The sequence below is a fragment of the Rhizobium sp. 9140 genome (assembly GCF_900067135.1).
In the GTDB taxonomy this organism is placed as follows: Bacteria; Pseudomonadota; Alphaproteobacteria; order Rhizobiales; family Rhizobiaceae; genus Ferranicluibacter.
Genome location: NZ_FJUR01000001.1, coordinates 2,798,802 through 2,811,941, shown reverse-complemented (window position 1 = coordinate 2,811,941; position 13,140 = coordinate 2,798,802). Strand labels below are relative to the sequence as shown.

The window sequence follows — 13,140 nt, the reverse complement described above, 5'->3', positions numbered from 1 at the left end:
GATGGCTCTGAAGGCGATCAGGTCGGGCGTTCGCAACGAGACGGGCATCGCCGAAGCGATTGCGGCGCTGAAGGGCCGGTTCGGCGAGCGCCTGCAGATGGGCCATGCGATCCGGGTGCAGCATGCGCACACGACCACCTATATCCCGGCACAGCTGCCGGACGCTGTGGTCTTTCCGGAAACGGGTGCCGAGGTTCAGGCGATCGTCGGGATCGCCGCGGAAAACCGCGTGCCGCTGATCCCGTTCGGAACGGGCTCGTCGCTCGAAGGCCATGTCAACGCGCCCCATGGTGGCATCAGCATCGACATGAGCCGGATGAACCGCGTTCTCTCCGTCAATGAAAGCGATCTCGACTGCACGGTCGAGCCCGGCATCACGCGGGAAGAGTTGAACAGGGAATTGCGCGCGACCGGGCTGTTCTTCCCGATCGACCCCGGCGCCAATGCGTCGATCGGCGGCATGGCATCGACACGCGCCTCTGGCACCAATGCCGTGCGCTATGGCACCATGCGCGAAAACGTACTCGCGGTCACCGCCGTCATCGCCGACGGGCGCGAGATCCGCACCGCCCACCGGGCACGCAAATCTTCGGCAGGCTACGACCTCACGCGGCTGTTCGTCGGTGCGGAAGGCACGCTCGGCGTCCTGACCTCGGTCACTCTTCGGCTGCACGGTATTCCCGAGACGATCGCGGGCGGCGTCTGCGCGTTTCCGGATATTGGTGCTGCGTGCAACGCCGTCATTCTCACCATCCAGTCCGGTATCCCCGTTGCGCGCATCGAGCTTCTGGACGAGACGCAGGTGAAGGCCAGCAACGCCTATTCCGGTCTTCACCTGCCGGAGATGCCGACGCTCTTCGTGGAGTTCCACGGCAGTGCGGACAGCGTGGCGATGCAATCGGCAGCATTCGCGGAGATCGTCGAAGCGTTCGGCGGCGGAGATTTCAGCTGGACCTCGAATGCCGATGAGCGGGCCGTGCTGTGGAAGGCGCGGCACGACGCCTACTGGGCGCAGAAGGCATTGCGGCCGGACTTCGCCATGCTCTCGACCGACGTCTGCGTGCCGATCTCACGGTTCGCGGACTGCGTCGAGGCGACACGGGAGGACATTCGCGAAAACGACCTGATCGCACCTATCGTCGGTCATGCCGGCGACGGAAACTTTCATGTCGGCCTCCTGTTCGACGACAAGGATCCGGCCTATGTCGATCGGGCGGAAGCGTTCGTGGAGCGGTTGAATGCCCGAGCGCTGGCGATGGACGGGACCTGCACGGGCGAGCACGGCATCGGACAGGGTAAGATGCCGTTCCTGGAGGCGGAGCTTGGCGATGCGCTGGATCTAATGCGTCAAGTCAAGCGCGCGATCGACCCGGTAGGAATCTTCAATCCAGGCAAGATTTTTATGGGATGAACGAGAATTTGCCGCCGTGCCATGCTACTGCATCGCCAGCGCGATGCCTCGCCCGCAAGGGCGTGATGGCGGATATTTGATGTGCGCCGGCCGGCATTCTTGCATCGTTGACGACGCGGGGCGCAGGGCGGCGAAGACCAAGAGGTTACACCGGCCCGTTGTGGGCTGCGTGGCAGGATCGGACAGGACGTAAGGCTCGGTGCTTTCGCGTATTTTCGTCATCGTCGGCGGTTTGTTTGTGCTCGCGCTGTTTGCTGCGCTGATCGCGCCGCTGTTCATCGACTGGACGGATTTCCGCAAGGACTTCGAGCGTGAAGCCGGCCGGATCATCGGCCAGCCGGTCGTCGTGCACGGCAGCGTCGATGCGCGGCTGATTCCCTTCCCATCCGTCACGCTCAATGACGTCCGTATCGGCGAAACCGAGGCTGGAGCGCCTCTGGTGCAGGTCGAGCATTTTTCCATGGATGCCGAGCTTGCGCCGTTCCTGTCCGGCGAGGCGCTGATCTTCGACATGCGGCTGGACAAGCCGAAAGCGAAGATGCGGCTTCTGCCGGATGGTACGCTCGACTGGGCGCGGGGTCGCCGCGCCGCCATTCCCGCAAAGACCGTGGTGCTTGAAAACGTCGAGATCACCGATGGTGAGATCGAGTTTATCGACGAGCAGACCGGGCGGACGCGCGAAGTAACCGGGTTGAACGCAGATCTTTCCGCGCGCACTCTTGCCGGACCCTGGAAGGTCGAAGGCCGGGCAGCGCTCGATGGCGAGGCCGGCAGCTTTTCCTTCTCCAGTAGCGAGCCGCTGGAAGCCGGCGGGCTGCCGCTGCGGGCACGGTTGATACCCGACAAGCGGCCGTTCGGCGTCGATCTCGATGGCGAACTGAAGATCGTGGAATTCCGCCCGGTCTATCTGGGCAAGTTCACCATGACGGAGAACCGGCCCGCCGATGCCCCGAAGCGCGAGGACGATGCGGCCGCGCTCCGGATCAACGGGCAGTTCGAACTGACCAATGACCGGATCCGTGTGCCGGACTACCGCGTCGAGGTTGGACCGCGCGACGATCCCTATCTCGTGACCGGCGAGGCGACGCTCGACACCGGCAAGACGCCGGAGTTCCTGCTTCTGGCCGACGGACAGCAGATCGACGTCAGCCGCATCGGCGGCAAACCGGGTGCTGCCGGCAAGACCGGACGAGATCCCGCGATCTCCATCCGCCAGCGGCTTTCCGCCATGATGGAGATCATCGCCAACATTCCCATTCCGCAGGTGCCGGGTCGCGCGAGCCTCAAGCTTCCTGCCATCGTCATTGGCGACACGACCGTGCGCGACGTGCGGCTCGATCTTCGTCCCGATGGTGCGGGCTGGATGATCGACAACGCGGTGGCGCAGTTCCCCGGCCGGACGCAGCTGGAGGCCAAGGGTCGGCTCAATCTGTCCGGACAACGCGCCTTCCGGGGCGATCTTCTGGTGGCGTCCAACCAGCCCTCGGGGCTCGCCTCCTGGCTCGCCGGTTCGGTCGATCCCGCGATCCGTCGGCTTCGCACGGCCGGCTTTTCCGCGACCGTCAACCTGACGGACACGCTGCAGCAGTTCGAGCGCCTAGAGGTGGCGGTGGGGCCGGCGACGCTGAACGGGCGCGTGGAGCGGCAGGCGCTGAACGGCGTTCCTCCGACGCTCTCCCTGCAACTGAAGGGCAACCGGATCGACCTCGAAGCCTTACAGGCGCTCACCGGACTTGTGGCGGGCGATGCCTCCTACGAAACCCTGCTGTCGCACACGATCGCCGCCGATATCTCCGCCGACACCCTGCTGGCCTTCGGCGAGGAAGCGCGGGATGTGCAGCTGGTGGCGACACTCAAGAACGGCCAGCTGCAGGCCGAGCGCGCTTCCATCGGCAGCATTGCCGGAGCACAGCTCGCGGCCTCCGGCCGCATGGGCGGCACGCTGGCTGCCCCGATCGTTTCGGCCAAGATGAAGATCGCCGCGCCGGACATGACCTCCTTCTTCCAGATGGTCGAGCGGCACGCGTCGGCCCACCCCATCCTCACGCGGCTTGCCCGCAGCGGCAGCTACTACAATGATGCGGCGCTGGATGTGACGCTGACGGCGGGCAGTCGCGAGGGCGACGCGCCGGTGACCTTTGGCATCGTCGGCACGGCCGGTGGCAGCCGCGTTGCCGCGAACTATCAGGCGCCGACGATCGCGCAAGCGCTTGCGGGGCAGGGCATCTTCCTCGAGGCGACACTTGAGAACCCGTCGAGCCTCGTGCTGCTCGGGCAGGCAGGTTTCGATCCGCTGCCGTTCGACACGGATGCCAACGGGCTCCTGTCCATCAAGCTGCAGAGCACGGAGGGCGACAGGGCGAACGGCACGCTGAGTTTCACGACCGAAAAGACGGCTCTGAACGCCAGCGGCGAGATCGACCTGTCGCGGGATCGATTCCTCAGCGGTCAGACCAAGATGACGCTGGAAAGTCAGGATTTCGAGCCCTTTCTGCTGGGGCAGGGCATCGCCCTGCCGCAAACGGGAACGGGCCTGCCCCTGAGCCTGAAGAGCGACGTGACCGTGACGCCGGAGGCGGTGACGCTTTCCGCTGTGGAAGGCAAGGCCGACCGGAACGGCTTCACCGGCCAGATCGCCTTTGATCGCACCGTGCCCGGCAAGGCCACCGGTCAGCTGGCTGTGGATACGCTCGATTTCGCCTGGGCGGCCGAAGGCTTGCTCGGGCCGGTGCAGGATCCGCTCGAGGGGACGCTGGCGACATCTCCGGTCGCGCCCGTTGCCTGGAACGGATACGATGTTGCACTGGATCTCACCGCCAAGCAGGTCTGGCCCGGCGTCTACGGCGCCATTTCCAATATGATCGCCAAGGCCGTCTGGAAGGGCGACCAGCTCGAGATCACGGATGCCGCCGGCGAATGGCTGGGCGGCAAGATGTCGGGCCGTATGCTTCTTGGCAATGGTAACGGGTCCGGCTTCCTTCAGGCGCGTCTCGATCTTGCCGGTGGTGATCTGTCTGCGGCGGCGTGGAAGACGTCTGGCGCTTCCGTTGCCAATGGCCGGTTCGATCTGTCGCTGGCGCTGGAGGCTTCGGGCAAGACGGCAAAAGGCATGGCGGAGTCGGCCAGCGGGTCCGGTGCCGTAAACCTCTCGGATCTCACCGTGCGCGGGCTGAATGTCGGCGCGCTTCCCGCTATTCTTGCCGGAGCCGACCGGCTCGAAGGCGAGATCACACCCGCGGCTGTCGAGCCGATCGCCCGTCCGGCTATTCTGTCCGGCGACGCTGCCCTCGGCACGGTCAAAGTGCCGTTCAGCATCGCCGGAGGCACGCTGCGCGCGCAGAACGTCACGTCCAAGGTCGATGGTGCGACGGTGACCGGTGATGCCGAGGTGTCGCTGCCTGACCAGACGCTGAATGCAGCCCTGCATGTCGTCTTCAATGTCGGCGACCAGGCCGTTGCCGGTGCCGAGCCCAAGGTCGAATTGTCCTACAAGGGCGCGCTGGACGCGCCGGGCTTCCAGTTGCAGACAGGGGAACTTGCGAGCTTCCTGTCGCTTCGTGCCTTCGAGCGCGAGCGGCGGCGGGTGGAGATTCTTCAGGCCAATGTGCTGGAAAAGCAGCGTCTGCGCCGGGAGGCCGCTCTCTACAAGGCGCGTGCCGAGGCGCGCGAGGCGGACCTCGTGCGGGCTGCGGAAGAACAGCGCCGCCGTGCGCTGGCGCTTGAGGAAGCGGCGCGGCAAAAGGCGGAAGCCGAGGCGCGCGCGGCTGCCGCCGCCAAGGCTGCGGCAGAGGCAAAGGCTATCGCTGACCAGTGGGCTGAGCAGGCAGAACGTATGGCCGCGGAGAAGAAGGCCGCCGCAGACGCCCGCGATGCCGCAAGGGCCGCGGAACAGGAGCGCCAGCGACGCCTGATGCCGGTCGATCCCGGCGAACAGGTGGAGCGTGGTGGCACTCTGACGGCGCCGGGGGCGATACCGGATAGGCTGAACTTTCAGACATTGCCGGGCGTGACGCCGCAATAACAGCCGCGCGGGAACGTGTGGTGCTCCGACCATCTCTGACGGCTGAGAGCCTTGGCGACATCTGGGTGAGAGCGCTGCCCCCACCGCATTCCTCGAAACGATGCGAGGCAGGCCTCAGGCCTATCCCGCATCGTTTCTATCGGGCGCCGACGAGTTCGGACCCTGTGACTTTACCGAGGCGAGCACGTGCACCCGAAGCGCAGAGGACAGGTTGCTGTCGGCCGGGCGGGCATCGTCGATCTCGGCGATGAGGCGCGCAAGGGGAACCATGCGGGCGGCAGAAATGGCTTTCAGTTCCTGCCAGAAGACATCTTCGAGCGAAAAGCTCGTGCGGTGGCCGTGGAGGGTAGCGGAGTGCTTTTTCAGCATGGCCGGTGCGGCCGTTTTGGGGTTCGAGGCGCCGCGCATATCGCGCGGTGCCAGCCGATCGACTTTGAGCGGATCAATCCTTGTCCTGCCCGGTCTTGTCCTGCATGCCGGTCTCGGACGGCGTCTCCCGCCGACCCTGGTCCAGCCGACGCTCGGCCGTCTCGTTCAGCGCCTTCGTCAGCGTCTTCTCGGACTTGGTGCGGCCGAAGGTGATGCGGTTCTGCTCCGCCGTCTTCTCGTCTTTTGCGCGGGTCTTATGCTTGCGAAATTGGCGCAGATTGACGACGTCGCCCGTCATGATGCGTCAGTTCTTCTTGCGGAACGCGTCGAGGGACACAACAGAAGCGCCGGCCTTGCCGTCTTCGGCCTTCGGCGCTTCGGCTTCCATCTCACCATCGCCATCGACGGTCACGCTCGTGCGCTCTACGGTCATGCCGGGATAGGCGGTGATCTCGGCGGATTCGGTTTCCGCATCCTCGTCTTCGGCAACGGCCACGTCGAATTCCAGTTCGAAATTCACCGAGGGGTCATAGAAACCGCGGATCGCGTTGAACGGAATGACCAGCTTTTCCGGCGTGTCGGAGAAGGAGAGGCCGATTTCGAACAGCGATTCCGTCACCTTCAGTTCCCAGAACTGGTGCTGCACGACGATGGTCATCTGCTCGGCATATTTGGATTTAAGATGCTGGGATATGCGCACGCCGGGCGCGCCGGTCAGAAAGGTGATGAAGAAGTGGTGATCGCCAGGAAGGTGACCTGTCGCTGCAACTTCGCTCAGAACCTTGCGGATAACGCCACGCAGCGCGTCCTGTGCGAGAATGTCGTAGCGGATATGGTCCTGGCCCATCGGATCCCCGTCTTGTCTAGCTGTTTCAGTGTGCACTGCCATGTGCCACGCGAGCGGCGATCGATCGCGCGTCGTTCACGAAACCATTTGCACTATTGATGGACGATTTCAAGGCGCAGCGGTCGGAGGCCGGGAATTGGCATGGCCGCCTATGCGTCCATCACATGGCTTGCGGTATTTTCAGTCCTGTGGGGAGAAGTGGAGGTTTCTGTTGCCAGGTACCTCCGAACCCCGCCTTACGGTGCGAACCGGAAGGACTTGATTTGAAGTGTCACACCGCGATTAAGCAGCGAGACGAGCTTCCGCATAGTTGTCGTTTGCAACTACTGTTAAGCCCGATAACGGTGGTACAATGCCGAGCAAAAGTTCGATCTTTACGCCCTTGTCGATCCTATTTCGCCCCCATCAAAAGCCGGCCTTAGAGCTATCGCCGTTCGGACGCGCTGTTTCCAGAACATCTTCGGGCCGGTTTTTGGTGGAGGCGCCGGGTACCGCCCCCGGGTCCAATAAGTTTATTACACCGACAGTTTATTGCCATATCCGCCTTGCGACGGCAGAATGGATATAGGCGTTCCCGCAGCCGATGAAAAGGGCAAAGGGCAGGGAAAAGGGCACCTCCGCGGAAAAGCAGGTGCCCTTTCGTATCTTTCTCAACAATTAGTCTACGCTGCCGCCCTCAGGCGGCATCCTGCTCGATTTCGGCGATCTCGATGCGGTCGTCCGTCGAGATGGCATCGATCGTGCGGCCGGGCTGCTCGGGCGAGCCATCGGCATGTTCGATGGTGATATCGACGGCGCCGGGGTCCATAAGGCCGAAGGGCGTGCAGAAGGCGATTTCCGCTGCGTCGCGGCCGACGCCGATCCGCACGAGGCCATCGAGATTGGCCTGACGCGTCGCATCGAACAGCCACCAGCGGCCGTCGAGATAGGCTTCGAAGACGGCATGAAAATCGGAGGGACGCAGGCCGTAGGCATAGCAGCTGACGAAGCGGGCGGGAATGCCGAGTGCCCGGCAGAAGGCAATGCCGATATGGGAGAAGTCGCGGCAGACGCCGGCGCGCAGCAGCAGGCTTTCGTCCGCCGTTGTCTGACCGTTGGAGGAGCCGCGCTGGTAGTCGATGTTGTTGTAGATCCAATTGCAGATCGACGTCACGCGCTCATGCCCCTTGGGCAGATAGCCGAACTCGCGGAGGGCGAAGGCGGCGAGGCGGTCCGAGGAGACGAAGCGGGAGGGCAGGAGGAAGGGCATGATGTCGAGCGGGATTTCCGACAGCGGCGTCTCGTTGATCGTGGCCGGGTCGGCGCGGAAGACGTCCAGAGTGACTTCGGCGGCGTAATTGATCTCCAGCGGACCAGGGGCGACGTCGATCTTGAAGTAACGATTCTGCTCTTCGGGTACGGTGTAGGTCCAGCGCGGACCCTTGGGGCTGATCGTCAGCGTTTCCTCCAGATCGTGGTGGCGCTGCAGCTTGGCGACTTCGACGTTGAAGATGAACACGGTGGGTTCGCGAACCTCATAGGTGAGGGTGCAGCCAAGCTTGTAACGGACGGTCATGAGCGCGCTTTCGTAGAGGGAGGATGCAGGCCGGGCGGACGCTGGGAGGTGGCGTTGCCCAGTTGACGGGTATGATGAGGGTGCCGGGGAATGCGCTGGATGATAAAAGGTTCCATCGTCTTTTCGAAACTTATAAACGTCATGCCGAAATTGATAAATGGCATGAATGTCAGGCCTGTGACCGATCTCCGCAGGACGGCAACACGAGCGAGTGTCGCTACAGTAGACCGGGAGACGTAAATCGCCAAGGTACCGGCAGTTCGCTTTGGAGAATGGGCTTCCGGGTCTATCGCACGAGCACCACAGGTCTTATCCTCAGGCGAACTCGAAGTTCGCGGACACGCCGATCATGAAACAATATCTCGACCTCCTTCGCCATGTGATGGACACTGGCTCCGACCGCAGCGACCGGACCGGAACGGGCACGCGCTCGGTGTTCGGCTACCAGATGCGGTTCGACCTTGCGGAGGGCTTTCCAGTTCTCACAACGAAGAAACTGCATCTGCGCTCGATCGTCCACGAGCTTTTGTGGTTTCTCCGTGGCGATACGAACATCGCCTATCTCAAGGAAAACGGCGTCAGTATATGGGACGAATGGGCCGACGCGGCCGGCGATCTTGGGCCGGTCTACGGCTATCAGTGGCGTTCGTGGCCGGCACCCGACGGGCGGCATATCGACCAGATCGCGCAACTGGTGGAAGGACTGAAGACCAATCCGCATTCCCGCCGGCATATCGTTTCGGCCTGGAACCCGGCTTTGGTGGATGAAATGGCGCTGCCACCGTGCCATTGCCTGTTCCAGTTCTACGTGTCCGATGGAAAGCTGTCCTGCCAGCTTTATCAGCGATCCGGCGATATCTTCCTCGGCATTCCGTTCAACATCGCCTCCTACGCCCTGCTGACACTGATGGTGGCGCAGGTGACGGGGCTGCAGCCGGGAGATTTCGTGCACACGCTCGGAGACGCGCATATCTACAGCAACCACTTCGAGCAGGCGCGGCTGCAGTTGACCCGGACGCCGAAGGCGCTGCCGGTCATGCGGCTGAACCCCGACGTGAAGGACCTGTTCGCGTTTCGCTACGAGGATTTCGAACTCGTCGGCTACGAGGCCGAAGCGGCGATCCGGGCGCCGATCGCGGTATGACGGCTGCAAAGATCGTCATCGTGGTGGCTGCCGCGCGGAATGGCGTGATCGGCCGGGACGGGGACATGCCCTGGCGGCTGCCGACTGACCTCAAGCATTTCAAGGCGTTGACGCTCGGGCGACCGGTTGTGATGGGTCGCAAGACGTGGCAATCGATCGGCCGCCCGCTGCCGGGCCGTCCGAACATCGTTATCACGCGCGACGAGACCTTTGCGCCTGACGGTGCCGAGCGAGTTCGTTCACTGGAGGACGGCTTGAAGCTGGCGGGGGAGAAGGCGGCTTCTCTTGGCGTAGACGAGGTCTGCATCATCGGCGGCGGTCAGGTCTATCGTGATGCAATGTCCTTTGCCGACATCATCCATATGACCGTGGTCGAGGCCGACCTCGATGGCGATACCGTCTTTCCGGAGATCGACGCTTCGATATTCCAAAAGATTTCCGAGGTTTCCCCGCCGCGTGGCGAGAAGGACAGCCATGGCGTCGTATTCACGACATGGCAGCGGCGAATCGGCATCGCGATGGGGACCCGCATCGGTTCGCTCGAACTTTAGCGATAAACGGAACGAAATTGCCTTGTTAACGCCAAAGTTATGACGCGCCGCGTTGAAAGGCCTCGGGGCGATCCCTATAACGGGTTTACTTCCCAGTCGGTTCCGCCGATTGCCGGAGGTGGGAGTGTAACGAAAGAGGTATGAATGCCCTGGAGCAATCAGAACGGCGGCGGCGGTGGTCCTTGGGGCGGCGGCGGTAACGGCGGTGGTGGAAACAAAGGCCCCTGGGGTCAAGGTCCCAACCGCCCGCGTGGCGGCGGCGGCGGCCGTGGCAATGGCGGTCCGCCGGATCTCGAGGAGATCTTGCGCCGGGGCCAGGACCAGCTGAAGAACGTCGTTCCCGGCGGTTTCAACGGCGGCGTGGCCGCGATCATCGGCCTGCTCATCATCGGCTTCATCCTCATCAATTCCGTCTACACCGTCCAGCCGGACGAGCGTGGCGTCGAGATGCGCTTCGGCAAGCCGAAGGAAGAGATCTCCATGCCGGGCCTGCATTATCATTTCTGGCCGCTGGAAACCGTCGAACTGGTCAAGGTCACCGAGCAGCAGCAGAACATCGGCAGCAAGTCGGTCTCGGCCGATCCGTCGTCTGCCGGCCTGATGCTGTCGGGCGACCAGAACATCGTGAACGTCCAGTTCTCGGTGCTGTTCTCGGTCACCGACCCGAAGGCCTATCTCTTCAACGTCGAGGATCCCGCCAACACCCTGCAGCAGGTCGCCGAAAGCGCCATGCGCGAGGTCGTCGGCCGTCGTCCGGCACAGGATATCTTCCGCGACAACCGTCAGGCGATCGCGCAGGACGTGAAGGCGACGATCCAGGCGACCATGGACACCTACGGCGCCGGTATCTCCGTCAACACCGTTGCGATCGAGGATGCGGCTCCGCCGCGCGAGGTTGCCGATGCATTCGACGAGGTGCAGCGCGCCGAGCAGGACGAGGATCGCTTCGTCGAGGAATCCAACCAGTACGCCAACCAGGTGCTCGGTCGTGCCCGCGGTCAGGCGGCTCAGAACCGCGAAGAGGCGGCGGCCTACAAGGACCGAGTCGTCAAGGAAGCCGAGGGTGAGGCGCAGCGCTTCGTCTCGGTCTACGATGCCTATGCGCAGGCTCCAGACGTGACGCGCAAGCGTCTCTATCTGGAAACCATGCAGGAGGTTCTCGGCAAGTCCAAAAAGGTCATTCTGGACGAGAAGAACGGCCAGGGCGTGCTGCCCTACCTGCCGCTCACCGAAATCGGCCGACCGGCCCCGCAGGTCGGAGGAAGCAACTGATGAATAGCCGTCTTCCCTATTTCCTGATCGCTTTCGCGGTCATCCTGATGGCCGTCTATTCCTCGGTCTTCGTCGTCACCGAACGCCAGCAGGCGGTCGTCGTCCGCTTCGGTCAGATCCAGGACGTGAAGACCGAGCCGGGCCTCTATTTCAAGCTGCCCTTTGCCTTCATGGATGCCGATCGCGTCCAGTATGTCGAGGATCAGGCCCTGCGCTTCGACCTCGACAATATCCGCGTGCAGGTTTCCGGCGGTAAATTCTACGAGGTCGATGCCTTCGTGGTCTACCGTATCCAGGATCCACGCCGCTTCCGCGAAACGGTGTCCGGTGACCGGTCCTCCGCCGAAGCTCGCCTTCGCACGCGTCTCGATTCGTCGCTGCGTCGCGTCTACGGTCTTCGCGGCTTCGAATCGGCTCTTTCCGAAGAGCGCGCGTCGATGATGCGGGAAGTCCGTGCCGATCTGAAGACCGATGCCGAATCGCTCGGTCTCAACATTCAAGACGTTCGCATCCGCCGGACCGACCTGACGCAGGAAGTCTCGCAGCAGACCTTCGACCGCATGAAGGCGGAACGTCTGGCCGAAGCGGAGTTGATCCGTGCGCGCGGTAACGAGGAAAGCCAACGCCGTCGCGCCATCGCCGACCGTCAGGTCGTCGAGATCGTGGCCGACGCGCAGCGTGATGCGGAAATCCTGCGCGGTGAAGGCGAAGCCGAACGGACGCGCGTGTTTGCGGAAGCCTTTGCGCGCGATCCGAGCTTCTTCGAGTTCTACCGCTCGATGACCGCTTACAGCGCAGCGATCGCAAGCCCGGAGACGACACTCGTGATTTCGCCGGACTCGGAGTTCTTCCGCTTCTTCAACAGTTCGCAAGGTACGCCCTTGCCGTCCGCGGCTCCAGCGACTCCTGCTGCACCGGCCACTCCGGCGACGCCTGCTGCGAACTGAGCCAAAACGGACCACAGGATAAAAGAAGGGGCCGGCAGCGATGCCGGCCCCTTCTTTCTTGACGGCATGCGCTAGGGATGGCAGGGCAAGCTTGCAGGGCGGCGCATCTCCCATGTCCGGCCCTCACCGAATGGTTTGACCTGCTGCCCGAGCGCAGCAGACGTTACGTCCACAACGCTTGCCGCCCGTCAGGCCTGATGTCGAAGGTCTTTTCTCTGGCGCTGGCGTATCGAGGGGTATGAATGTCTCGCAAACTGCTGATCCGGCTGGTTGAAGCCGAATATTCGATCACCCGGCTGAATGTCGGCTCGCCGCTGCCGGAATGGCTGCAGGGCGCCGGCTTCTGGTCGGTCTCCTCGTCGCGCGAGGAAATCACGCTCGTCTGTCGCGCCGCACGCGTGCCGACAGGGGTTATATCGTCAAATGGCTGGCGGTGCCTCCGGATCGAAGAGCACTTCGCTTTCGATATTCCCGGCATTCTGTCGTCCGTGCTTGAGCCGCTGTCGACGGCCGGTGTCGGCCTGTTTGCGAACTCGACCTTCAGCACCGATTACATCTTCATCCTCGGTTCCGACCTCGACAAGGCGGTTGCCGCGCTCAAGGCCCACGGCCATGAGGTCATGGTCTGAGCGGGATTATCCCGAGCGCCGTCAATCTTGGTTTAATCAGGCCTTCTTGAGGAATTCCGTCCGCAGCACGAGACCCTTGACCTTTTCCGCATTGCATTCGACTTCCGCCGGGTCGTCGGTCAGGCGTATGTTCTTGACCAGCGTGCCGCGCTTCAGCGTGACGGATGTGCCCTTGACCTTGAGGTCCTTGATCAGCGTCACCGAGTCGCCATCGGCGAGTTCGGTTCCGTTGCTGTCCCTGACGACGATGCCCATGGTTGTATCTCCTCTGGCGCGCCCCCGCGCCTGCGTGTGCGTTTCGCCGCTTATGACGCCCGGGCGGTGCCGACGCAAGGGCCTGCGGCACCGAACGGTATGCGGTGCCTCGTCGCATACAGGCCATAACGAAAAGATG

12 protein-coding genes and 1 other RNA gene are annotated in these 13,140 nt (G+C 63.1%); 7 read left to right on the top strand and 6 right to left on the bottom strand.

Annotated features, from left to right (window positions below; genetic code table 11):
• Window position 1 precedes the first annotated feature (1 nt).
• A complete protein-coding gene (locus GA0004734_RS13235; RefSeq protein WP_092934359.1) occupies window positions 2–1,411 on the top strand; it encodes an FAD-binding oxidoreductase in 1,410 nt (469 codons plus the stop codon).
• 199 nt (window positions 1,412–1,610) lie between these two features.
• Window positions 1,611–5,432: an AsmA family protein gene (locus GA0004734_RS13230; protein ID WP_092934357.1), complete on the top strand. Its 3,822-nt coding sequence runs from the start codon at window positions 1,611–1,613 to the stop codon at window positions 5,430–5,432.
• A 120-nt stretch (window positions 5,433–5,552) separates the two neighbouring features.
• Here GA0004734_RS13230 and GA0004734_RS13225 read toward each other — a convergent pair whose 3' ends face one another.
• The 5 genes from GA0004734_RS13225 to GA0004734_RS13205 all read right to left on the bottom strand — a co-directional run bounded on the left by GA0004734_RS13225 (window position 5,553) and on the right by GA0004734_RS13205 (window position 8,203).
• On the bottom strand, window positions 5,553–5,801 hold the full coding sequence (locus GA0004734_RS13225; protein WP_092936292.1) for a ribbon-helix-helix domain-containing protein: 249 nt from the start codon (window positions 5,799–5,801) through the stop codon (window positions 5,553–5,555).
• Window positions 5,802–5,874: 73 nt separating this feature from the next.
• Window positions 5,875–6,099, bottom strand: coding sequence for a DUF4169 family protein (locus tag GA0004734_RS13220; RefSeq protein ID WP_092934355.1), 225 nt, complete (start codon window positions 6,097–6,099; stop codon window positions 5,875–5,877).
• A gap of 6 nt (window positions 6,100–6,105) precedes the next feature.
• Window positions 6,106–6,648, bottom strand: coding sequence for an SspB family protein (locus GA0004734_RS13215; protein ID WP_092934353.1), 543 nt, complete (start codon window positions 6,646–6,648; stop codon window positions 6,106–6,108).
• A gap of 197 nt (window positions 6,649–6,845) precedes the next feature.
• Window positions 6,846–7,242, bottom strand: a transfer-messenger RNA (tmRNA) gene (gene ssrA / locus GA0004734_RS13210).
• Between the two features lie 82 nt (window positions 7,243–7,324).
• Window positions 7,325–8,203, bottom strand: a complete 879-nt coding sequence (locus GA0004734_RS13205) for a transglutaminase-like domain-containing protein (protein ID WP_092934351.1) — start codon at window positions 8,201–8,203, stop codon at window positions 7,325–7,327.
• Between the two features lie 349 nt (window positions 8,204–8,552).
• Between GA0004734_RS13205 and GA0004734_RS13200 the strand changes: the two genes are divergently transcribed.
• From GA0004734_RS13200 to GA0004734_RS13180, 5 genes are all read left to right on the top strand, one after another.
• A complete protein-coding gene (locus GA0004734_RS13200) occupies window positions 8,553–9,347 on the top strand; it encodes a thymidylate synthase (RefSeq protein WP_092934349.1) in 795 nt (264 codons plus the stop codon).
• Window positions 9,344–9,898, top strand: coding sequence for a dihydrofolate reductase (locus tag GA0004734_RS13195; RefSeq protein ID WP_092934347.1), 555 nt, complete (start codon window positions 9,344–9,346; stop codon window positions 9,896–9,898). The genes GA0004734_RS13200 and GA0004734_RS13195 overlap by 4 nt, the downstream gene beginning before the upstream one ends.
• A gap of 144 nt (window positions 9,899–10,042) precedes the next feature.
• Window positions 10,043–11,170, top strand: a complete 1,128-nt coding sequence (gene hflK / locus GA0004734_RS13190) for an FtsH protease activity modulator HflK (RefSeq protein WP_092934345.1) — start codon at window positions 10,043–10,045, stop codon at window positions 11,168–11,170.
• Window positions 11,167–12,117: a protease modulator HflC gene (locus GA0004734_RS13185; RefSeq protein WP_092934343.1), complete on the top strand. Its 951-nt coding sequence runs from the start codon at window positions 11,167–11,169 to the stop codon at window positions 12,115–12,117. The genes hflK and GA0004734_RS13185 overlap by 4 nt, the downstream gene beginning before the upstream one ends.
• Before the next feature lie 242 nt (window positions 12,118–12,359).
• Window positions 12,360–12,746 (top strand): ACT domain-containing protein, encoded by a 387-nt coding sequence (locus GA0004734_RS13180; protein WP_092934341.1) that lies wholly within the window; start codon window positions 12,360–12,362, stop codon window positions 12,744–12,746.
• Between the two features lie 36 nt (window positions 12,747–12,782).
• Here GA0004734_RS13180 and GA0004734_RS13175 read toward each other — a convergent pair whose 3' ends face one another.
• Window positions 12,783–13,001: an alkylphosphonate utilization protein gene (locus tag GA0004734_RS13175; protein ID WP_092934339.1), complete on the bottom strand. Its 219-nt coding sequence runs from the start codon at window positions 12,999–13,001 to the stop codon at window positions 12,783–12,785.
• Between the last annotated feature and the right edge of the window lie 139 nt (window positions 13,002–13,140).